The following is a 21,153-nucleotide window of genomic DNA, read 5'->3' as shown; positions in this document are numbered from 1 at the left end:
TTTTTTATTTTCTAGGTAAGAATACCTCTGCCATCATACATCGAGCACTACCACCACCACAAGCTTCTATAGTGTCTAATGGCGAATATATTATTTCGCAATGCTTTTCAATTTTTTGCAATTGAGCTCTAGTAAGAGACTTGTGAGCCGATTCACTCATAATCAAATATCGTTTATCATCTGAGTCTTTAACTTGTAACATATTTCCTGCAAACTGTGCTACTTGCTCTTCAGTAATTGTAATGATTTCTTTTCCTGATTCTTTTAAATGTTTAATAACATTTTTACGCTCTTTTTTATCATCTATACTTTCTAAACAGATCACGGCAAAAGTTTCAGCTAAACACATCATTACATTGGTATGATAAATGGCTTTACGCCGATTATCCACTGTTTGATTCGCAATAAATGGTACTGGTGTATATTCAAAGTCTTCACAGAATTCTATAAATAGCTCTTCGTCTGCGCGAGTAGATATTGCGCAATATGCTATACTGTTTTGTCTATCTAATAATAAAACTCCTGTACTTTCTAAAAAATAACCTTCTTCTTCGGCAGAAGTATAATCTATGATATTTTCTATACTAAAGCCTTGCTTCTCTATAAAATCTAATACTTCTTCTCTGCGTTCTTTTCTTCTATTTTCTGCAAACATTGGATACAAAGCAACATCACCATTTTGATGAAAGGATATCCAATTATTTGGAAAATGAGCATCTGGTGTCTCTAAGCCATCCTTTGGCTTAAACACCAAAACATTTAGTCCAACATTTTTAAGCTTTTCTACAAAAGCATTGAATTCTTGTGTAGCCTTTTCTTGTAATGTAGCGGGCAATATACCATTAATAGCTTTTTGATAATAGTTATTGGTGGCCGTTTGCTCATTGGATCTCACATTCTGTGGCTGAACCAATAAAATAGTATTAGTAATTTGTTGCATTAGTAATTGACAAATTGTTGAAAACAAATTTAGCGTATTCGTAAAAAGAAATTGATTTTCTCAATTAAAAAAGTGAACTTAGCTTAGAAGACATATTCAATCTTTGAGATTAGTTTTGAAAGATATTGGTAATGAAAAACCATATTGGCTATTGCCTTAAAGAATTGAAATAAAAATATTTACATTTATTAGCTTAAAAAAATAATGATGAAAATAACTCCCGTCTACTCCTTTCTTCTATTAATGTTATTCTTTATGTTTTTAATTGGATGCAATTCATTAAAAAAAAAATTAAATAATGATCTGAATAGAGGTAATCTTTATGGAAAAGTTAAAAATATGAAGAAGGTAAAATATGATGTTGTAGAAAAGTTTGGGAAAGTATCAAAAGGAAAAATATGGAACTCTTACTGGCATAATGACTATACTGTCTTTAATAAAGACGGTAATTTTGTTGAGTTGAATCGATATAAATCAGATGGTAGTTTAGAGTTTAAATCTGTTTTTGAATATGATGATAAAGGGAACCGAACTGGAAGTTATACTTACAACTCTGATGGAAGTATTAGATATAAAACCATCTCTAAATATGATGATAAAGGTAATAATATAGAAGAATCCATTTATAATTCTGATGGAAGTTTAAATAAAAAACAACTTAGAAAATATGATAAAAAAGGGAATTATATAGAATCGGTAATGATTGGTTCCGATGGGGTTTTAAGACTTAAATTAACTTTCAAATATGATAGTAAAGGAAACACTATAGGGGTTTCTAATTACACTTCAGATGGAATTTTAAGGTTTAAATCAACCTACATACCTGATGATAGACGGAATGATATAGAAAAATACACTTATAATTCTGATGGGAGTTTAAATTATAAGTCTATTTATAAGTATGAATTGGACAATCAAGGTAATTGGATAAAGCGTCTTGAATACAAACAAAAAAGTCCTAAATCCAAGGCCGTTCCAAAATCTATTACCGAAAGAAAAATCGAATATTATTAAATTTTAGAGTTACAAATTCTCATTTAAGGTTTTAGTAACCTCATCTAACACTTCAAAAGCCGTTTCAGCCATTTTATTTCCTTTAAAATCTAATAGTGGGTTTACTTCTACCAATTCTAAACAAGTCACTTTTTTAGTTTGCAATAATCTGTTAATAATTTCTATTACTTCATGTTGATCAAAACCTTTAGGCACTGGTGTTCCTGTACCATAAGAGATTAAATCACAGTCCATAGAATCAACATCAAAAGATACATAGATCACGTCGCAATCAGAAAGTTTTTCTATAGCTTCGTTTACACAGGTTTCTAATCCACGAAAGCGAACTTCATCAACCATGTAGTTTTTAATGCTATGTTTTTCCATTAAATGCTCTTCAGGTTCTTCGGTATCACGCACACCAAAAAAGATAATGTCTTCAGGTTTTATTTTTACATCAGAAATACCAATAGTTTTCATGGCATCCCAATATTTCTTAGTTTGATCTGTCACCTCATTAATTGAAGATTCAACATTATCATCAGCTATAGCGGCCGCCAATGGCATACCATGCACGTTACCAGAAGGCGATGTATATGGTGAATGTAAATCGGCATGAGCGTCAATCCAAACTACACCAACACGCTTATCCGACAAAGCTGATTTTACACCACTTATCGTACCTAAAGCTGAAGAATGGTCACCAGAAATTACCAACGGAAATTCATCATTATTTAACGTCTCTTGTACAGCGTTAGAAACGCGTGTGCATTGATAGTATACATGCTCAATTCGTTTAGCGAATGAGTTTCTTACCATATCGTAAATAGATTCATTCTCGGTTTCTACATCTTCAAAATCAAACTGAGTAAAGTAATTATTACCCGCATTAATAGCAGCAATTTCTATAGCATCTATACCCATATCTGCACCGCGAGTACCAGCACCAATATCTGATCTATTCTTTATAATCTTTATTGATTTCATTTTATATACATTAAAAAAACCTCACAGTACAACTATGAGGTTTATAAAATAAGTTTATTAATTATCTTTTATTTAGCTTTACAAATGGCCTGTAATTTTCGCCTATATAAACTTGTCTAGGGCGACCAATTGGTTCTTTGCGTAAACGCATTTCACGCCATTGAGCAATCCAACCTGGTAAACGACCTAAAGCAAACATAACAGTAAACATCTCTACCGGTATACCCATTGCTCTATAGATAATACCTGAGTAGAAATCTACATTAGGATATAACTTGCGATCAACAAAATATTGATCTTCTAAGGCTTCTTTTTCTAAACCTTTAGCAATATCTAAAATTGGATCTTCTATACCTAGGTCTCCTAACACCTCATCTGCTGCCTTCTTGATAATTCGAGCTCTTGGATCAAAATTCTTATAAACTCTATGACCAAAGCCCATCAATCGGAAAGGATCTTCTTTGTCTTTGGCTTTTGCCATATACTTTTTAGTATCGCCTCCATCTTCTTTAATAGCTTCTAACATTTCTAATACCGCTTGATTTGCGCCACCATGTAATGGCCCCCAAAGTGCAGAAATACCACCAGAGATAGAAGCAAATAATCCAGCATGAGATGAACCAACAATTCTTACCGTAGATGTAGAACAATTTTGTTCATGATCTGCATGTAATATTAATAACTGATCAAGAGCATTGACTAAAATAGGATTCTGAACGTACTCTTCATTTGGCTGTTGAAACATCATTTTTAATAAATTTTCAACATAACCAAGTGAACTATCTCCATATTTTAAAGGTAATCCCATTCGACGACGCATTGTCCAAGCCACCATAATTGGCATTTTACCTAATATTTTAACAATTGCATTGTACATGGCTTCTGGTGATGATACATCTACAGAAGAAGGATTAAAAGCTGTTAAGGCACTAGTTAGTGAAGAAAGAACTCCCATTGGGTGAGCAGATTTAGGAAAACTTTCTAAAATCTTTTTTAAATCTTCATCTAATACAGATTTTGATTTAATATCTGAATGAAACTTTTCTAGCTCCTCCTTAGTTGGTAATTCGCCAAAAATCAAAGCATAAGCAACTTCTAAAAAATCTGCTTTTTCAGCCAATTCTTCAATAGCATACCCTCTATAACGTAAAATTCCTTTTTCGCCATCTAAAAATGTAATACCACTTTCACAAGAACCTGTGTTCTTAAAACCTGGATCTATAGTAATCACTCCACCAGTTCCTCCTCGAAGCGTTTTCACGTCAATGGCCAATTCATTTTCTGTTCCTTTTATTACCGGAAATTCATATTTAGAGCCGTTGATTTCTAGAGTCGCTTTATCTGACATATTAATTAAGATTAGATTTTATAAAATTGAAAGTATGCGAATTTACAAATTTTCACTCAATTTTTTCGCATAAAAAAAGAGCGATTATTACAAATATAATAGTCGCTCTTAATAGAAAAGTTTACAATATTATTTTACTTTAAATGCATTTTCTTGAGGATAATATGCTACATCAGCCAATTCTTCTTCTATACGAAGTAGTTGATTGTATTTTGCCATTCGATCTGAGCGTGAAGCGGAACCGGTTTTAATCTGACCAGTATTTAAAGCTACAGCCAAATCAGCAATGGTATTGTCTTCGGTTTCTCCAGAACGATGACTCATCACCGACGTATATCCAGCATTGTGTGCCATGTTTACAGCTGCAATAGTTTCGGTTAATGTACCAATCTGATTCACTTTAATCAAGATTGAATTTGCTATGTTATTTTCTATACCTTTTGATAATCGCTCTACATTGGTAACAAAAAGGTCATCGCCAACCAATTGAACTTTATTACCTACTTTTTCTGTTAAAGATTTCCATCCGTCCCAATCATTTTCATCCATACCATCTTCTATCGATATGATAGGATATTTTTTTGAAAGATCAGCTAAGTATTGGGCTTGTTCTTCACTAGTACGTATTTTTCCTTTAGCGCCTTCAAACTTGGTGTAATCATATTTTCCGTCAACATAAAATTCCGCAGCAGCGCAATCCAAAGCAATCATAACTTCGTCACCTAATTTATAACCGGCATTTGCAACCGCTTTAGCTATAGTATCTAAAGCATCTTCTGTACCATCTAATGTTGGAGCAAATCCACCTTCATCTCCTACAGCAGTTGACAGATTTCTATCATGCAATACTTTCTTAAGATGGTGAAAAATTTCAGATCCCATTTGCATTGCCTGCGAAAAATTAGATGCTTTTACTGGCATCACCATAAATTCTTGAAAGGCAATTGGTGCATCTGAATGTGAACCTCCATTTATTATATTCATCATAGGTACGGGTAGAGTATTTGCCGAGACACCACCTACATAACGGTATAAAGGCATGCCTAATTCATTGGCAGCAGCTTTTGCACATGCTAATGAAACACCTAAGATAGCATTAGCACCAAGTTTTGATTTATTAGAAGTTCCATCTAAGTCGATCATTAGTTGATCAATAGCGTTTTGTTCAAAAACAGAAGTACCCAATAATTCTTGAGCAATAATAGAGTTCACATTATCTACTGCTTTTAGTACTCCTTTGCCCATATAATTCTTTCCGCCATCTCTTAGCTCAACCGCTTCATGCTCACCAGTTGATGCTCCTGAAGGTACAGCAGCTCTCCCAGAAACACCATTTTCGGTAACAACATCTACCTCAACCGTAGGGTTACCTCTAGAATCAAAAATTTGTCTGGCGTGAATATCTATTATAATGCTCATTTTAATTTTAATTTATTCTGTAAATTTAAATATATAGTATTAAAAATGAATGTACCGAACATCTTTTTTGCTATATCGTTTTCGATAAATTAAGTAGTCGCTAGCTTAGCTTTTTTAATATTTTCAACAAACTGATCAAATAGATATTCAGCATCATGAGGACCAGGACTTGCTTCTGGATGGTATTGCACCGAAAAACAATTTTTATCTTTAATTCGAATGCCCGCAACCGTATTATCATTTAGATGTACATGCGTAATTTCTACATTAGAATTTGCCTCAGTTTCTTCTCTGTTGATAGCAAATCCATGATTTTGAGAAGTAATTTCACCTTTACCAGTAATTAAATTTTTTACCGGATGATTAATACCTCTATGACCATTATGCATTTTATAAGTAGATATACCTTGTGATAAAGCAATTACTTGATGCCCTAGACAAATACCAAATAACGGTAAATCTCTATCAATAATTTCTTTTGCAACTTGCTGTGCACTTTCTAATGGCTCTGGGTCACCAGGCCCATTTGATAAAAAATAACCATCAGGATTCCAAGATTCCATTTCTACAAAACTAGAATCATATGGATAAACTTTAATATAAGTACCTCGTTTAGCAAGATTTCTCAGGATATTCTTTTTTATACCTAGGTCTAATGCAGCAATTTTTATTGAAGCTTTCTCATCGCCAACAAAATAAGGTTCTTTGGTAGACACTTTAGATGCTAATTCAAGTCCATTCATGTTTGGTACCTTATCCAATTGAGTCTTTAAAGTTTCTATATCTTCAGTTTCTGTGGAGATAATGGCATTCATAGCTCCATTTTCTCGAATGTAACTCACCAAAGCTCGTGTATCTACGTCTGAAACCGCTATCAAATTATGCTCTTGTAGCCATTCTTTTAATGAACCACTAGAATCTGGTCTTGAATGCGTAAAGCTAAAATTACGAACGATTAATCCAGAAATTTTAATCCCATCCGACTCCACTTCCTCATCATTAACACCATAGTTACCAATATGTGCATTAGTAGCTATCATGATCTGGCCAAAATATGATGGATCGGTAAAAATTTCTTGATATCCGGTCATACCGGTATTAAAACAGATTTCTCCAGTAGTAGTTCCTTCAATTCCGATGGATTTACCTTCAAAGATGGCTCCATCCGCTAATAAAATAATTGCTTTTTTTCTTGATTGGTAGTGCATTATTAAAAAAGTTTGACAAAAATAACATAAAAAAAAGGATAAACTAAAATTAAGTTTATCCTTTATATTTAATGTTTATTAACATTTATTCTTCTTCTTGAGATGCTTTAGTTTCAACAGGTGGAGTAGCAACTGCTTCCTTCTTACCACCTCTTCTTCTACGAGTAGATTTTTTCTTTTTCCCTTTAGGGTTATAGATTTCATTATAATCTACTAGTTCTACCATTGCCATATCAGCATTATCACCTAGTCTATTACCTAATTTGATAATACGTATATATCCTCCTGGTCTATCTGCAACTTTAGTAGCTACTTCTCTGAATAATTCAGTAACAGCATCTTTTTGTCTTAAATAACTAAAAACGATTCTTCTATTGTGAGTAGTATCTTCTTTAGATTTTGTGATCAAAGGCTCTACAAACTGACGCACAGCTTTTGCTTTAGCCACAGTTGTGTTAATACGCTTATGCTCAATTAAAGAACATGCCATATTAGCCAACATTGCTTTTCTATGCGCGGTCTTTCTTCCTAAATGATTAAATTTCTTTCCGTGTCTCATCGTTCTTTATCTTAGGATCTATTCTTTATCTAATTTATACTTACCTAAATCCATTCCAAAAGTTAATCCTTTGTTTGCCACTAACTCATCTAACTCAGTTAATGATTTTTTACCAAAGTTTCTGAACTTCATTAAGTCATTCTTGTTAAATGAAACTAAGTCACCTAACGTATCTACTTCAGCAGCTTTTAAACAGTTTAATGCTCTAACAGAAAGATCCATATCGATCAATCTAGTTTTTAGCAACTGTCTCATGTGCAATGATTCTTCATCATAAGACTCTGTTTGTGCAATCTCATCAGCTTCTAATGTTATACGCTCATCTGAGAATAACATAAAGTGGTGGATTAAAATTTTTGCAGCTTCAGTTAAAGCATCTTTAGGGTTGATAGAACCATCAGTAATGATATCGAAAACTAATTTTTCGTAATCTGTTTTTTGTTCTACACGGTAATTCTCTACTGCATATTTTACATTCTTTATCGGAGTGTAAATAGCATCAGTAAAAATTGTTCCTAAAGGAGCATTTGATTTTTTATTATCTTCAGATAAAACAAAACCTCTACCCTTTTCTATTGTAATTTCCAAATCTAATTTTACAGATTTCTCCATATTGCAAATCACTAATTCTGGATTTAATACTTGGAAACCTGAAATAAAATTTTGAAAATCACCAGCAGTTAATTGCTCTTGACCGTTGATAGAAATAGCTACAGTTTCGTTTTCTGTTTCTTCTATTTGTTGCTTAAAACGAACTTGTTTTAAGTTTAAGATAATCTCGGTAACATCTTCAACAATACCTTTAATTGTAGAGAATTCGTGCTCTACGCCTTCAATTCTTAAAGATGTAATTGCATAACCTTCTAAAGAAGATAATAATACTCTACGTAATGCATTACCTACTGTTAAACCATAACCTGGTTCTAAAGGTCTGAACTCAAATCTACCCTCGAAATCAGTAGATTCAATCATTATTACCTTATCTGGTTTTTGAAAATTTAATATTGCCATAATTGTTTCTTCGTTTTAATTGCTACTTAGTTGCGCGGTTTATAAGTATGAAGAAGTACCAATAAACCCTTTGGCTAAATACCAATATGATTAACTTATTATTTTGAGTACAATTCTACGATGAACTGCTCATTAATGTTTTCTGGTATCTGAATTCTTTCTGGTACAGCTACAAATGTTCCTTCCATTTTATCACCATTCCAATTCAACCATTCATAAACATTACTATTATTAGCTAAAGAACTTTCTACAGCAGTTAATGATTTAGATTTTTCTCTAACACCAACTACATCACCAGCTTTTAATTGGTAAGAAGGTATATTTACGATCTCACCGTTTACAGTAATATGTCTATGAGATACTAACTGACGCGCACCTCTTCTAGAAGGAGAAATACCCATTCTAAATGCAACATTGTCTAAACGAGATTCACATAATTGTAATAAGATCTCACCTGTAATACCTTTACTACGAGAAGCTTTGTCAAATAAGTTTCTAAATTGACGCTCTAAAATACCGTACGTATATTTAGCTTTTTGTTTTTCCATTAATTGGACAGCATATTCAGACTTTTTACCTCTACGTCTGTTATTACCATGTTGTCCTGGAGGATAATTTCTTTTTTCAAAAGACTTATCATCTCCGAAAATTGCCTCGCCAAATTTACGAGCAATCTTAGTTTTTGGTCCTGTATATCTTGCCATTTCTATTTGTTTAATTGAAAGGGATTATGAATTAAGGCTTAATCCTTCGATAATCTAAAATTCCTTTCTTTAAAAATTAATTAATTATACTCTTCTTCTTTTTGGAGGACGACATCCGTTATGTGGCATTGGCGTAACATCAATAATTTCTGTTACTTCTATACCAGCATTGTGGATAGTTCTGATCGCAGATTCTCTACCATTACCTGGTCCTTTTACATAAACTTTTACTTTACGTAAACCTGCTTCGTGCGCTACAGTAGCACAGTCTTCGGCAGCCATTTGAGCAGCATAAGGTGTGTTCTTTTTAGAACCTCTAAAACCTTGTTTACCTGCAGATGACCAAGAAATTACGTCTCCTTTTTTATTTGTTAAAGAAATAATGATGTTATTAAATGAAGCTGTAATATGTGCTTCACCAATTGCATCAACAATTACTTTACGTTTCTTTGAACTTGACTTTGCCATATGTTTTCTAGTTTCTAGTTGTTAGTTTTTAGTTGTTAGAATCCTAAACATTGCTATTTCAAACAGATTCATCTAACGTCTAAACACTAATGACTAATGTCTTAATTATTTAGTTGCTTTTTTCTTGTTAGCAACGGTTTTTCTTTTACCTTTTCTAGTTCTTGAGTTGTTCTTTGTACGCTGACCTCTTAAAGGTAGGCCTACTCTATGACGGATTCCTCTATAACAACCGATATCCATTAAACGTTTAATGTTTAATTGAGTCTCTGAACGAAGTTCACCTTCTATAGTATAAGAACCTACTTGCTCACGGATTCTTCCGATCTCATCATCAGACCAATCTTGAACTTTTGTACTCTCATCAACTTTAGCAGATTCTAAAATCTCTTTTGCTCTGCTTCTACCAATTCCGTAAATGTAAGTTAATGATATAACTCCTCTCTTTTGTTTTGGTATGTCAATTCCTGCTATTCTTGCCATAATTATCCTTGTCTTTGTTTAAATCTAGGATTCTTTTTGTTGATTACATATAATCTGCCTTTTCTACGTACAATTTTGCACTCGGCACTTCTCTTTTTTACTGATGCTCTAACTTTCATCGTTTTAGTATCTATAAGTTATGCGAGCCTTTGTTAAATCGTATGGGCTCATTTCTAATTTTACTTTATCGCCTGGTAATAATTTAATATAGTGCATACGCATTTTACCAGAGATATGTGCTGTAACTATATGACCATTTTCTAGTTCTACACGAAACATAGCATTAGATAATGCTTCACTAATTGTTCCGTCTTGTTCTATCGCTTGTTGCTTTGCCATAATTACGCTACTGATTTTCTTTTTGTTCCGGTTTTCATTAAACCATCGTAGTGACGATTTAATAAATATGAATTTATTTGCTGAATGGTATCGATTGCAACTCCAACCATAATCAACAGTGACGTTCCGCCATAAAACATAGCCCAACCTGGTTGTACACCTGCTTTAACAATAATAGCTGGTAAAATAGCTAACAATGCTAAGAATATAGAACCGGGTAATGTTATACGTGATAAAATTGTATCTAAATAGTCGGCTGTTTCTTTACCTGGGCGAATACCCGGTAAAAAGCCTCCACTACGTTTTAAATCATCAGCCATTTTGTTGGTAGGTATTGTAATAGCCGTATAGAAATAACTAAAAATTATTATCAATACCGCAAATAATACATTATACCATAAGCCAAACATGTCTGTGAATTCTGTACCAATTGCTTTCAAGGTTTCATTTTCAGTATTTGCTAATAAACTAGGTACAAACATTAATGCTTGTGCGAAGATAATTGGCATTACACCAGATGAGTTTACCTTTAAAGGAATGTATTGTCTAGCCCCAGCAACATTTTGTACATTACCAGCAACTGTTCTTCTTGCATATTGAACAGCGATTCTACGAACTGCTGTTACTAATAATACACATGCTAAAATAACCACTAACCAAACAACCACTTCTATGAACACCATTAGAATACCTCCATTACCTTGAGTTACACGAGAAGTAAGTTCTTGCATAAAAGTAGAAGGAAAAGAAGCAATAATTCCGATCATAATTAATAATGAAATACCATTACCAATTCCTTTGTCCGTAATTTTTTCACCTAACCACATGGCAAAAATTGAGCCAGTTGTTAATAAAAGTATCGATGAGAACCAAAACATTGGTCCGTTACCTAGTAAAAATGCACTTGGCGGAATACCTAATGATGGCAAACTAATTATATAAGTAGGTGCTTGTATTAATAAAATACCTACTGTAAGCCAACGTGTTATTTGTGTAATCTTCTTTTGACCACTAGCTCCTTCTTTTTGTAGTTTTTGTAAATAAGGAACTGCTATTCCCATTAATTGAACTACAATAGAAGCTGAGATATAAGGCATGATGCCCAATGCCATTATAGAGGCCTGTGAAAATGCTCCTCCTGTAAACATAGCTAACATAGCTAAAATGTTATTGTCTTGAACATTTTTCTGAAGATCTGCAAGTTGAGTAGGATCAATACCTGGTAATGGTACTTGTGCAGCTAAACGATACACAACCATTAATCCTAAGGTAAAGATGATCTTATTTCTAAGCTCTTCAATCTTCCAGATATCCTGTATGGCACTAAAAAAATTTTTCATTTACTAATAAAAGTATTAAAGTGCAACAGCTTCACCACCAGCTTTTTCAATAGCAGCTTTAGCCGTAGCAGTAAATTTATGTACTGTAATATTTAATTTTGCTTTTAGTTCACCTCTACCTAAGATCTTAACTAAATCGTTTTTACGAGCTAATCTATTCTCAACAAGAACATCCATAGTAACAGTATCTTTAATTCTACCATTGTCTACCATTTCTTGTAGTTTATCTAAATTAATACCTAGATATTCTTTTCGATTAATATTCGTAAAACCAAACTTAGGTACACGGCGTTGCAAAGGCATTTGACCACCTTCGAAACCGATCTTCTTAGAATAACCTGAACGAGATTTAGCACCTTTATGACCTCTAGCGGCAGTACCACCTTTACCTGATCCTTGACCTCTACCGATTCGCTTTCCAGCCTTTGTTGAACCTTCAGCAGGTTTTAAGTTATTTAATTCCATAACTCTATATTATTAAGCTTCCTCTACAGAAACTAAGTGTTTAACTTTATTTACCATTCCTACAATAGTAGGTGTAGCATCGTGCTCTACTGTTTGATTTAACTTGCGTAAACCTAGAGCAGCCAATGTTCTCTTTTGATCTTGAGGACGATTGATCTTGCTACGTACTTGTGTTACTTTAATTTTTTTCATCGTAATCTCTCGTTTTAGCCGTTAAATACTTTTTGTAAAGAAATTCCCCTTTGTTGCGCAATTGTATTTGCGTCACGTAATTGTAATAAAGCGTCAAATGTTGCTTTTACTACGTTATGAGGATTTGATGAACCTTGAGATTTTGATAATACATCGTGTACACCAACAGACTCTAATACCGCACGTACAGCGCCACCAGCAATAACTCCGGTACCATTTGATGCAGGCTTTAAGAATACTTTAGCACCACCAAACTTACCTTTTTGTTCGTGTGGTAATGTTTTATTGATAATTGGAATTCTTATCAAGTTCTTCTTTGCGTCTTCAATAGCTTTTGCAATTGCAGAAGCAACATCTTTAGATTTACCAAGACCATGACCTACTACGCCATTTTCGTTACCTACAACAACAATAGCAGAAAAACCAAATGCTCTACCACCTTTTGTTACTTTAGTAACTCTTTGTACGCCTACCAAATGGTCTTTTAATTCTAAACCGCTTGGTTTTACTCTTTCAACGTTTCCGTATTTTTGATACATAATCTTTGATTAAAATTTTAAACCTGCTTCTCTTGCTCCGTCAGCTAAAGCCTTTACTCTACCGTGATATAAGTATCCGTTTCTATCGAAAGCAACAGATTCTATACCAGCTTTAGATGCTTTTTCAGCTAATGCTTTACCAACATTTGCAGCAACTTCTATTTTCGTTCCCTTAGTATCGATTCCTTTTTCTCTAGACGAAACAGCAACTAATGTTTTACCTGTTATATCGTCGATTAACTGTGCATCGATTCCTTTATTACTTCTGAATACAGATAATCTTGGTCTAGCTTCAGTACCAGATACAATTTTTCTTATTCTGAGTTTTATACGTTGTCTTCTTTCAAGCTTTGATAATGCCATAATATCTATTTATTATGCAGATTTACCTGCTTTTCTTCTAATTTCTTCTCCTACAAACTTGATTCCTTTTCCTTTATAAGGTTCTGGTTTTCTAAAGCCACGGATTTTGGCCGCTACCTGTCCAACCAATTGCTTATCGTAAGAAGTAAGTTTTACTATAGGGTTTTTACCTTTTTCTGAAATTGTTTCTACCTTAACTTCTGGAGCTAAGTCTAACACAATATTGTGAGAGAAACCTAAAGCTAAATCTAACTTTTGACCTTGATTGCTAGCTCTGTAACCTACACCAACTAGTTCAAGTTCTTTAGTCCATCCTTTAGAAACACCTTCAATCATATTATTGATCAAAGCTCTGTATAAACCATGCTTTGCTTTATGATCTTTACTTTCTGATGGACGCTCTACAGTAAGAGTACCATCTTCAATCTTTACGTTAATATCTTTTATCTCTTGAGATAATTCTCCTAATTTTCCTTTTACAGTTAATACACCATTGTTAAAATCAACAGTTACACCTTCTGGAATTGAAATTGGAGCTTTTCCTATTCTTGACATCTCTTTCTACTTTTTAATAAACGTAACATAAAACTTCACCACCAACGTTTTCCTGACGTGCTTTTTTGTTAGTCATTACACCTTTAGATGTAGAAACAATAGCGATACCAAGACCATTTAATACTCTAGGCATGTCTGAAGAATTTACGTACTTACGTAAACCTGGTTTACTAATACGTTCGATTTTTCTCATAATAGGTTGCTTTGTTACTTTATCGTATTTCAAAGCAATTTTAATAGAGTCTTGAACTTTGTTCTCTTCGAACTTATAGCTTAAGATATAACCTTGATCAAATAAGATCTTAGTCATCTCTTTCTTTAAGTTAGAAGCTGGTATTTCAACCACCCTATGTCCTGCACTTGCAGCATTTCTAATTCTTGTTAGATAATCTGCTATAGGATCTGTATACATATATAATAATTTGCGGTTTTGGTTTTTAGCAGTCTTGTTTATTTTACGGATGTTATTCCGTGACCACTAAACCTGAAACCAATTAATAAATTCTTACCAACTAGCTTTTTTAACGCCTGGTATTAAACCTTGGTTAGCCATTTCGCGAAATGTTACACGCGAAATACCAAACTGGCGCATATACCCTTTAGGTCTCCCTGTTAATTTACAACGATTGTGCATACGAATTGGAGAAGCATTTTTAGGTAACTTTTGTAATGCTTCGTAATCGCCAGCTTCTTTTAAAGCTTTGCGTTTCTCAGCATATTTAGCTACTGTTTTTGCTCTTTTAACCTCACGGGCTTTCATTGATTCTTTAGCCATCTCTTAATTCTTTTTAAATGGTAAACCTAATTCGTTTAATAATGATTTTGCCTCTTTATCTGTATTAGCAGAAGTAACAAATGTGATATCCATACCACTAATTTTGTTTACTTTGTCAATATCGATTTCAGGAAAAATAATTTGCTCAGTAACACCTAAGTTGTAATTTCCTCTACCATCAAAACCATTAGCTTTTACACCTCTAAAGTCTCTTACTCGAGGTAAAGAAGCGGTTACCAATCTATCTAAGAACTCATACATCTTATTACCACGTAAAGTTACTTTAGCGCCAATTGGCATACCTTTACGTAATTTAAATGATGCAACGTCTTTTTTAGATAACGTAGCTATAGCTTTTTGCCCAGAAATTTTCCCTAACTCTTCTACTGCATAGTCTATTAATTTCTTGTCAGCCACTGCTGCTCCAACTCCTTTACTAATTACAATTTTCTGTAACTTAGGAACTTGCATTACATTTTTATAACCGAACTCTTCGGTTAACGCAGCTTTTACTCTGCTCTTGTAATCTTCTTTAAGTCTTGGTACGTATGCCATAACTAAATTACTTTATCAGTTTTTTTAGAAAACCTAACTTTCTTACCATCTTCAGTTCTATATCCTACTCTAGTAGTTTCTCCACCTTCTACTAACATTAAGTTAGAAATGTGAATAGGAGCTTCAAATTTTGAAATACCACCTTGAGGATTTTGAGCGCTAGGTTTAGTGTGCTTAGACACCATGTTTACACCTTCTACAATTGCTTTGTTCGTATCTCTAAGAACTTTTACAATCTTCCCTTCTTGTCCTTTATTATCTCCAGCAGTTACTCTAACTGTATCTCCTGTTTTAATCTTTAGCTTTGTCATCTTCAATATAAATTAAAGCACTTCTGGTGCTAATGATACAATTTTCATGAATTGTTTTTCACGAAGTTCTCTAGCTACAGGACCGAATACACGAGTACCGCGCATTTCTTCAGTAGGATTTAATAATACACATGCATTATCATCAAATCTTATATAAGAACCATCTTTACGACGTACTTCTTTCTTAGTACGCACTACAACAGCTCTAGATACTTGTCCTTTTTTCACGGTTCCATTAGGTGTAGCATCCTTTACAGTAACTACAATCTTATCACCGATAGATGCATAACGTTTTTTAGTTCCGCCAAGCACGCGAATAACTAGTACTTCTTTAGCACCTGTGTTATCAGCAACCTTTAATCTTGATTCTTGTTGTAACATATTATTTAGCTCTTTCTAAGATTTCTACTAATCTCCAACGTTTGGTTTTACTCATAGGTCTTGTTTCCATGATCTTTACGGTATCACCTTCGTTACAGTCATTTTTCTCATCGTGCGCAACATATTTCTTTGTTTTTAACACGAACTTACCATACATAGGGTGTTTTACTCTAGTAGTATCTGCAACAATAATAGACTTATCCATTTTGTTACTTGAAACAACACCTATACGTTCTTTTCTAAGATTTCTTTTTTCCATCTTGTAATAGAATAGAATTATTGTAATTCTCTTTTTGTTAATTCTGTAGCAACTCTTGCAACAGTTCTTCTTAGCTCTCTTAATTGCATTGGAGTTTCCAATGGCGAAATAGCGTGAGCCATTTTAAGATCTGTATAATTCTTCTTTAACGCACCTAACTTCTCTTCTAATTCAGCTACAGATAATTCTTTAATTTCTGATTGTTTCATCTTCTTAATTATTAGCGTTATCGTAATCTCTTGCTACTATAAACTTTGTTTTAACTGGTAGTTTTTGAGCTGCTAAGCGTAATGCTTCTTTTGCAACATCCATTGGTACACCACCAACTTCAAACATTATTCTTCCAGGTTTTACCACAGCAACGAAATATTCTGGAGCACCTTTACCTTTACCCATACGTACTTCTAATGGCTTTTTGGTAATAGGTTTGTCTGGAAAAATTTTGATCCATAACGAACCTTGTCTTTTCATATATCGAGTTGCAGCAATACGTGCAGCTTCAATTTGGCGAGAAGTTAATAGGTCTTGCTCTAGAGCCTTGATACCAAACATTCCGTTAGAAAGTCTGTGCCCTCTTTGAGAATTACCTTTCATGTTCCCTTTTGCCTTCTGAACCTTACGATATTTTACTCTCTTTGGTTGTAACATCTTCTAAATTTTTAAAAAATTTATTTTCTTCTTTGAGGTCTTCTTCCACCTTTATTGCCTGATGATTTACCACCTTGTTTTTTAGATAAACCAACTAACGGAGACAATTCTCTTTTACCATATACCTCGCCTTTCATAATCCATACTTTTACCCCGATACGGCCATAAGTAGTATGAGATTCTACAAGTGCATAATCAATATCTGCTCTAAAAGTAGATAGAGGGATTCTACCTTCTTTATAACCTTCTGAACGTGCCATTTCAGCTCCATTCAAACGACCAGAAATTTGAACCTTAATACCTTCTGCATTCATACGCATAGAAGCGGCAATAGCCATTTTGATAGCACGTCTGTAAGATATTCTATTCTCTATTTGACGAGCAATACTAGATGCTACCAAATATGCATCAAGCTCAGGACGTTTAATTTCAAAAATATTGATCTGAACTTCTTTACCAGTAATTTTCTTAAGCTCTTCTTTTAACTTATCTACCTCTTGACCACCTTTACCGATAATAATACCAGGTCTAGCAGTAGTGATAGTAACGGTTATAAGTTTTAAAGTACGCTCAATAATTACTCTAGAAACACTTGCCTTTGCTAATCTGGCACGCACATAGTCTCTAATTTTACTATCTTCAGCAATTTTGTCGCCATAGTTCTTTCCACCATACCAGTTAGATTCCCATCCTCTGATGATTCCTAAACGATTTCCTATTGGATTAGTTTTCTGTCCCATACTAATTACGAATTGCTTTGAGTTTTAGTTCCCAGTACCATAGTTACATGATTAGAACGTTTTCTAATTCTATGCGCTCTACCTTGTGGTGCTGGTCTTAATCTTTTTAACATTGAAGCACTATCAACATAAATTTCTTTAACAAATAAACCTGCATCTTCGATATCTGCATCCTCATTTTTTTGCTGCCAGTTGTTTATGGCTGATAATGTTAATTTCTCTAAATTACGTGCTGCTTCTTTTGGGCTGAATTTTAAAATAGCTAATGCTTTTTCAATTTCAACACCTCTAATTTGATCTGCAACTAAACGCATTTTTCTCGGTGATGTAGGGCAACCATTAAGCTTAGCCAAGAATTGATTCTTGCGCTCTTCTTTACGTTGCTCGGCTTTTAATCTTTTACGAACTCCCATGATTCCTACTATTTTTTACCTTTATTTTTAGCACCCGCATGTCCTCTAAAAGAACGTGTTGGTGAAAATTCTCCTAACTTATGACCTACCATGTTTTCAGTAACATATACAGGTACAAATTGACGACCGTTGTGTACGCCAATTGTTTGGCCAACAAAATCAGGAGTAATCATAGAGGCTCTAGACCAAGTCTTGATTACCGATTTTTTATTAGACTCAACATTTGCTTGTACTTTCTTTTCCAATTTATGGAAAACATAAGGTCCTTTTTTTAATGAACGTGCCATAGTTTCTTATTTTTTTCTACGTTCTATAATATATTTATTACTTGCCTTCGTTTTAGAACGGGTCTTATATCCTTTAGCAGGAATACCATTTCTAGAACGTGGATGACCACCTGAAGCTCTACCTTCACCACCACCCATTGGATGATCTACAGGATTCATTCTTACAGGGTTTGTACGAGGTCTTCTACCTAACCATCTATTTCTACCCGCTTTACCAGATACTAATAGTTGATGATCAGAATTAGAAACTGTACCTATAGTCGCTTTACAAGTAACTAAGATCATTCTTGTTTCACCAGAAGGTAATTTAACTGTTGCATATCTACCTTCTCTTGCCATTAACTGAGCAAAAGAACCAGCCGAACGTGCCATAACCGCACCTTGTCCTGGGCGTAATTCTATACAAGAAATCACGGTACCTAAAGGGATTTCACTTAAAGGCATCGCATTACCTACTTCTGGAGCAACTTTTTCTCCAGAAACTATAGTCTGTCCTACTTTTAATCCACTTTGAGCAATTACATATCTTTTCTCACCATCTGCATAATTCAATAAAGCAATAAATGCAGTTCTATTTGGATCGTATTCAATAGTTTTTACAATTGCAGGAATACCATCTTTGTTTCTTTTAAAGTCAACAATACGGTATCTTTTTTTATGACCACCACCTAAGTAACGCATTGTCATTTTACCTTCACTATTTCGTCCGCCAGATCTCTTCTTTGGAGCAAGTAAACTTTTCTCCGGAGTAGAAGTAGTTACAACGTCAAAGTCATTGACAACTCTAAAACGTTGACCTGGTGTTATCGGTTTTAATTTTCTTAATGCCATCTCTACTTATTTAGATATTGCTATAAAAATCAATGTTATTTCCTTCTGCTAACTCAACAACAGCTTTTTTGTAAGCTCCTTTCATACCAGAAACCAATCCTTTTTTAGTGTACTTAGTAGTACGCTGAACAGGATAGTTCATAGTTCTCACTTTATTAACAGAAACTCCATAAGCTTGTTCAATAGCTTCTTTAATCTCAATCTTGTTAGCTCTCATATCAACCACAAATCCGTAACGGTTAAATAACTCGCTATGGTCGGTTGCTTTTTCTGTAATAATAGGTTTAATTAAAATACTCATCGCTTCTATTATTTGCTAAAATTAGATTCAATTTCTTCTACGCAAGCCTCAGACAATACAATTTTATTTGCATTTAAAACGTTGTAAGTGTTTAATTTTGAAGCAGTTATAACGTTTGCTCTTTTTAAATTGCGCGATGACAAATATACGTTTTTATTTGACCCATCCAACACAAACAAAGACTTTTTGTTTTCTAACTCTAAAGCTTTCAAAATGTTAGTGAAATTTTTAGTCTTTGGAGCATCAAAATTAAAGTCTTCAACAACTACAATATTTTCTTCTTTTGCTTTGATAGAAAGTGCAGATTGACGTGCTAAACGCTTTAAGTTTTTGTTCAATTTAAAACCATAATTTCTTGGTCTCGGTCCGAACATACGTCCACCACCTCTAAACACACCAGACTTGATACTACCCGCACGAGCTGTACCAGTTCCTTTCTGTTTTTTAATCTTACGGGTACTACCTGTAATTTCGGCTCTTTCTTTTGCTTTATGTGTACCTTGACGTTGATTCGCCAAGTATTGTTTCACATCTAAATAAACTGCATGTTTATTTGGCTCTATAGCAAAAATAGCATCTGAAAGCTCAACTTTTCTTCCAGTACTTTTTCCGTTGATATCTACTACTGCTACTTTCATTATTTCTGAATGATTACATAAGAATTTTTATGACCAGGAACAGCACCTTTTACTACTAAAAGATTCTTTTCTGGAACCACTTTTAAAACTCTTAAATTTTGAACTTTCACTTTCTCGCCACCCATTCTACCTGCCATACGCATACCTTTAAATACTCTTGCAGGATATGACGCCGCACCAATAGAACCAGGAGCTCTTAAACGGTTATGTTGACCGTGTGTTGCTTGACCAACACCGGCAAACCCATGACGTTTTACAACACCTTGGAAACCTTTACCTTTTGATGTACCAGCTACATCAACAAATTCACCTTCTTCGAAGTGTTCAACTGTTATTGAATCACCTAACTTGTACTCCTTATCAAAACCTTGAAATTCCGCGACTCTTTTCTTGGCAGATGTACCAGCTTTTTTAAAGTGACCATCTAAAGCTTTATTAGAGCTTTTTGCCTTTTTGTCATCGAAACCTAATTGAAGAGCATCATACCCATCAACTGCTGTGGTTCTGACTTGGGTAACTACGCATGGCCCTGCTTCAATAACGGTACATGGAATATTCTTTCCAGTCTCGTCAAAAATGCTAGTCATGCCAATCTTTTTTCCTATTAACCCAGACATTTAATTTAATTTACGATTTGAAAAATTCAAATCTATTGTTATACTTAATTTATTTATTCAAAAAAAATCAGGGAAGAAAATAAATTCAACCCTGAATTATATTTTCTAACCGTTTTTCCCTCGACAACTGCTCGGGACATGTCAATCTGAAACTCTTTGTCTCAGAAAGTGTTTATCACACCTTAATCTCTACTTCTACACCACTTGGTAACTCTAACTTCATTAATGCATCAATTGTTTTTGATGATGAAGAATAGATATCTAATAATCTTTTATAAGAACTTAATTGAAATTGCTCTCTAGATTTTTTGTTTACGTGTGGCGAACGTAGTACAGTAAATATCTTTTTGTGTGTTGGTAATGGAATTGGTCCATTAATAACTGCACCTGTACTTTTTACTGTTTTTACAATCTTCTCAGCAGATTTATCTACTAAGTTATGATCGTAAGACTTTAATTTTATTCTAATTTTTTGACTCATCGCTTA

At 33.9% G+C, this 21,153-nt stretch carries 35 protein-coding genes; 1 reads left to right on the top strand and 34 read right to left on the bottom strand.

The genetic code is table 11. The features are described 5' to 3' along the window. Nucleotides 1–4: 4 nt before the first annotated feature. Nucleotides 5–940, bottom strand: coding sequence for a citrulline utilization hydrolase CtlX (gene ctlX / locus AC1EUV_RS13575; protein WP_480199261.1), 936 nt, complete (start codon nucleotides 938–940; stop codon nucleotides 5–7). Between the two features lie 339 nt (nucleotides 941–1,279). Between ctlX and AC1EUV_RS13570 the strand changes: the two genes are divergently transcribed. After that, a complete protein-coding gene (locus AC1EUV_RS13570) occupies nucleotides 1,280–1,954 on the top strand; it encodes a hypothetical protein (RefSeq protein WP_480199260.1) in 675 nt (224 codons plus the stop codon). A gap of 9 nt (nucleotides 1,955–1,963) precedes the next feature. Here AC1EUV_RS13570 and AC1EUV_RS13565 read toward each other — a convergent pair whose 3' ends face one another. The 33 genes from AC1EUV_RS13565 to rpsJ all read right to left on the bottom strand — a co-directional run bounded on the left by AC1EUV_RS13565 (nucleotide 1,964) and on the right by rpsJ (nucleotide 21,147). Beyond that, a complete protein-coding gene (locus AC1EUV_RS13565) occupies nucleotides 1,964–2,920 on the bottom strand; it encodes an arginase (RefSeq protein WP_480199259.1) in 957 nt (318 codons plus the stop codon). Between the two features lie 61 nt (nucleotides 2,921–2,981). After that, nucleotides 2,982–4,268 carry a citrate synthase gene (locus tag AC1EUV_RS13560; RefSeq protein WP_480199258.1) on the bottom strand — a complete coding sequence of 429 codons (1,287 nt, stop codon included), beginning with the start codon at nucleotides 4,266–4,268 and terminating at the stop codon, nucleotides 2,982–2,984. Nucleotides 4,269–4,397: 129 nt separating this feature from the next. Then, nucleotides 4,398–5,687, bottom strand: coding sequence for a phosphopyruvate hydratase (gene eno / locus AC1EUV_RS13555; protein WP_480199257.1), 1,290 nt, complete (start codon nucleotides 5,685–5,687; stop codon nucleotides 4,398–4,400). 89 nt (nucleotides 5,688–5,776) lie between these two features. Next, nucleotides 5,777–6,895, bottom strand: coding sequence for a glutamine-hydrolyzing carbamoyl-phosphate synthase small subunit (gene carA, locus AC1EUV_RS13550; RefSeq protein ID WP_480199256.1), 1,119 nt, complete (start codon nucleotides 6,893–6,895; stop codon nucleotides 5,777–5,779). An 85-nt stretch (nucleotides 6,896–6,980) separates the two neighbouring features. Continuing rightward, nucleotides 6,981–7,454: a 50S ribosomal protein L17 gene (gene rplQ, locus AC1EUV_RS13545; RefSeq protein ID WP_480199255.1), complete on the bottom strand. Its 474-nt coding sequence runs from the start codon at nucleotides 7,452–7,454 to the stop codon at nucleotides 6,981–6,983. A gap of 18 nt (nucleotides 7,455–7,472) precedes the next feature. Continuing rightward, nucleotides 7,473–8,465, bottom strand: coding sequence for a DNA-directed RNA polymerase subunit alpha (locus AC1EUV_RS13540; RefSeq protein WP_480199254.1), 993 nt, complete (start codon nucleotides 8,463–8,465; stop codon nucleotides 7,473–7,475). A gap of 98 nt (nucleotides 8,466–8,563) precedes the next feature. Further along, nucleotides 8,564–9,169 (bottom strand): 30S ribosomal protein S4, encoded by a 606-nt coding sequence (gene rpsD / locus AC1EUV_RS13535; RefSeq protein WP_480199253.1) that lies wholly within the window; start codon nucleotides 9,167–9,169, stop codon nucleotides 8,564–8,566. Nucleotides 9,170–9,253: 84 nt separating this feature from the next. Then, nucleotides 9,254–9,637, bottom strand: coding sequence for a 30S ribosomal protein S11 (gene rpsK / locus AC1EUV_RS13530; RefSeq protein WP_480199252.1), 384 nt, complete (start codon nucleotides 9,635–9,637; stop codon nucleotides 9,254–9,256). Between the two features lie 105 nt (nucleotides 9,638–9,742). Then, the gene (gene rpsM / locus AC1EUV_RS13525) at nucleotides 9,743–10,117 is read right to left on the bottom strand and encodes a 30S ribosomal protein S13 (protein WP_480199251.1); all 375 of its coding nucleotides are present in this window, start codon (nucleotides 10,115–10,117) and stop codon (nucleotides 9,743–9,745) included. Nucleotides 10,118–10,119: 2 nt separating this feature from the next. Beyond that, entirely contained in the window at nucleotides 10,120–10,236 is a 117-nt protein-coding gene (gene ykgO, locus AC1EUV_RS13520) for a type B 50S ribosomal protein L36 (RefSeq protein ID WP_073370549.1), read from the bottom strand. Nucleotides 10,237–10,240: 4 nt separating this feature from the next. Continuing rightward, complete coding sequence (gene infA / locus AC1EUV_RS13515) at nucleotides 10,241–10,456, bottom strand: translation initiation factor IF-1 (RefSeq protein ID WP_480194015.1); 216 nt, start codon at nucleotides 10,454–10,456, stop codon at nucleotides 10,241–10,243. 2 nt (nucleotides 10,457–10,458) lie between these two features. Next, nucleotides 10,459–11,796: a preprotein translocase subunit SecY gene (gene secY / locus AC1EUV_RS13510; RefSeq protein WP_480199250.1), complete on the bottom strand. Its 1,338-nt coding sequence runs from the start codon at nucleotides 11,794–11,796 to the stop codon at nucleotides 10,459–10,461. 15 nt (nucleotides 11,797–11,811) lie between these two features. Next, nucleotides 11,812–12,261, bottom strand: coding sequence for a 50S ribosomal protein L15 (gene rplO, locus AC1EUV_RS13505; RefSeq protein ID WP_480199249.1), 450 nt, complete (start codon nucleotides 12,259–12,261; stop codon nucleotides 11,812–11,814). Between the two features lie 12 nt (nucleotides 12,262–12,273). After that, the gene (gene rpmD / locus AC1EUV_RS13500; protein ID WP_480199248.1) at nucleotides 12,274–12,453 is read right to left on the bottom strand and encodes a 50S ribosomal protein L30; all 180 of its coding nucleotides are present in this window, start codon (nucleotides 12,451–12,453) and stop codon (nucleotides 12,274–12,276) included. Nucleotides 12,454–12,467: 14 nt separating this feature from the next. Next, nucleotides 12,468–12,992, bottom strand: coding sequence for a 30S ribosomal protein S5 (gene rpsE, locus AC1EUV_RS13495; RefSeq protein WP_480199247.1), 525 nt, complete (start codon nucleotides 12,990–12,992; stop codon nucleotides 12,468–12,470). Between the two features lie 9 nt (nucleotides 12,993–13,001). After that, nucleotides 13,002–13,355, bottom strand: coding sequence for a 50S ribosomal protein L18 (gene rplR / locus AC1EUV_RS13490; RefSeq protein WP_480199246.1), 354 nt, complete (start codon nucleotides 13,353–13,355; stop codon nucleotides 13,002–13,004). Nucleotides 13,356–13,367: 12 nt separating this feature from the next. Then, nucleotides 13,368–13,910 carry a 50S ribosomal protein L6 gene (gene rplF / locus AC1EUV_RS13485; protein ID WP_480199245.1) on the bottom strand — a complete coding sequence of 181 codons (543 nt, stop codon included), beginning with the start codon at nucleotides 13,908–13,910 and terminating at the stop codon, nucleotides 13,368–13,370. A 13-nt stretch (nucleotides 13,911–13,923) separates the two neighbouring features. Beyond that, nucleotides 13,924–14,322, bottom strand: a complete 399-nt coding sequence (rpsH, locus tag AC1EUV_RS13480) for a 30S ribosomal protein S8 (protein ID WP_480199244.1) — start codon at nucleotides 14,320–14,322, stop codon at nucleotides 13,924–13,926. A 93-nt stretch (nucleotides 14,323–14,415) separates the two neighbouring features. Continuing rightward, the gene (rpsN, locus tag AC1EUV_RS13475; protein WP_224926463.1) at nucleotides 14,416–14,685 is read right to left on the bottom strand and encodes a 30S ribosomal protein S14; all 270 of its coding nucleotides are present in this window, start codon (nucleotides 14,683–14,685) and stop codon (nucleotides 14,416–14,418) included. Nucleotides 14,686–14,688: 3 nt separating this feature from the next. Next, a complete protein-coding gene (rplE, locus tag AC1EUV_RS13470; RefSeq protein ID WP_480199243.1) occupies nucleotides 14,689–15,240 on the bottom strand; it encodes a 50S ribosomal protein L5 in 552 nt (183 codons plus the stop codon). A 2-nt stretch (nucleotides 15,241–15,242) separates the two neighbouring features. Then, a complete protein-coding gene (gene rplX / locus AC1EUV_RS13465) occupies nucleotides 15,243–15,551 on the bottom strand; it encodes a 50S ribosomal protein L24 (RefSeq protein WP_480199242.1) in 309 nt (102 codons plus the stop codon). A gap of 12 nt (nucleotides 15,552–15,563) precedes the next feature. Then, nucleotides 15,564–15,932, bottom strand: coding sequence for a 50S ribosomal protein L14 (gene rplN, locus AC1EUV_RS13460; protein WP_480199241.1), 369 nt, complete (start codon nucleotides 15,930–15,932; stop codon nucleotides 15,564–15,566). 1 nt (nucleotide 15,933) lies between these two features. Next, nucleotides 15,934–16,191, bottom strand: coding sequence for a 30S ribosomal protein S17 (gene rpsQ / locus AC1EUV_RS13455; RefSeq protein WP_480199240.1), 258 nt, complete (start codon nucleotides 16,189–16,191; stop codon nucleotides 15,934–15,936). 17 nt (nucleotides 16,192–16,208) lie between these two features. Further along, the gene (rpmC, locus tag AC1EUV_RS13450) at nucleotides 16,209–16,400 is read right to left on the bottom strand and encodes a 50S ribosomal protein L29 (RefSeq protein ID WP_480199239.1); all 192 of its coding nucleotides are present in this window, start codon (nucleotides 16,398–16,400) and stop codon (nucleotides 16,209–16,211) included. A 4-nt stretch (nucleotides 16,401–16,404) separates the two neighbouring features. Beyond that, the gene (gene rplP, locus AC1EUV_RS13445; protein ID WP_480199238.1) at nucleotides 16,405–16,839 is read right to left on the bottom strand and encodes a 50S ribosomal protein L16; all 435 of its coding nucleotides are present in this window, start codon (nucleotides 16,837–16,839) and stop codon (nucleotides 16,405–16,407) included. A 20-nt stretch (nucleotides 16,840–16,859) separates the two neighbouring features. Further along, a complete protein-coding gene (gene rpsC, locus AC1EUV_RS13440; RefSeq protein ID WP_480199237.1) occupies nucleotides 16,860–17,579 on the bottom strand; it encodes a 30S ribosomal protein S3 in 720 nt (239 codons plus the stop codon). Between the two features lie 5 nt (nucleotides 17,580–17,584). Continuing rightward, on the bottom strand, nucleotides 17,585–17,992 hold the full coding sequence (rplV, locus tag AC1EUV_RS13435; protein ID WP_480199236.1) for a 50S ribosomal protein L22: 408 nt from the start codon (nucleotides 17,990–17,992) through the stop codon (nucleotides 17,585–17,587). Between the two features lie 8 nt (nucleotides 17,993–18,000). Continuing rightward, nucleotides 18,001–18,279, bottom strand: coding sequence for a 30S ribosomal protein S19 (gene rpsS / locus AC1EUV_RS13430; protein WP_480199235.1), 279 nt, complete (start codon nucleotides 18,277–18,279; stop codon nucleotides 18,001–18,003). 6 nt (nucleotides 18,280–18,285) lie between these two features. Further along, nucleotides 18,286–19,110, bottom strand: a complete 825-nt coding sequence (rplB, locus tag AC1EUV_RS13425; RefSeq protein WP_480199234.1) for a 50S ribosomal protein L2 — start codon at nucleotides 19,108–19,110, stop codon at nucleotides 18,286–18,288. A gap of 10 nt (nucleotides 19,111–19,120) precedes the next feature. After that, nucleotides 19,121–19,411, bottom strand: coding sequence for a 50S ribosomal protein L23 (gene rplW, locus AC1EUV_RS13420; RefSeq protein ID WP_480199233.1), 291 nt, complete (start codon nucleotides 19,409–19,411; stop codon nucleotides 19,121–19,123). Nucleotides 19,412–19,419: 8 nt separating this feature from the next. Continuing rightward, nucleotides 19,420–20,049, bottom strand: a complete 630-nt coding sequence (rplD, locus tag AC1EUV_RS13415) for a 50S ribosomal protein L4 (protein ID WP_480199232.1) — start codon at nucleotides 20,047–20,049, stop codon at nucleotides 19,420–19,422. Next, entirely contained in the window at nucleotides 20,049–20,666 is a 618-nt protein-coding gene (gene rplC, locus AC1EUV_RS13410) for a 50S ribosomal protein L3 (RefSeq protein WP_480199231.1), read from the bottom strand. Before rplC ends, rplD begins: the two co-directional genes overlap by 1 nt. A gap of 175 nt (nucleotides 20,667–20,841) precedes the next feature. Then, a complete protein-coding gene (gene rpsJ / locus AC1EUV_RS13405) occupies nucleotides 20,842–21,147 on the bottom strand; it encodes a 30S ribosomal protein S10 (protein ID WP_117879398.1) in 306 nt (101 codons plus the stop codon). Between the last annotated feature and the right edge of the window lie 6 nt (nucleotides 21,148–21,153).

The sequence above is a fragment of the Maritimimonas sp. 2304DJ26-3 genome (assembly GCF_056591635.1).
The sequence above is the reverse complement of the archived record's forward strand: the minus strand, read 5'-3'. Positions and strand labels throughout refer to the sequence as shown.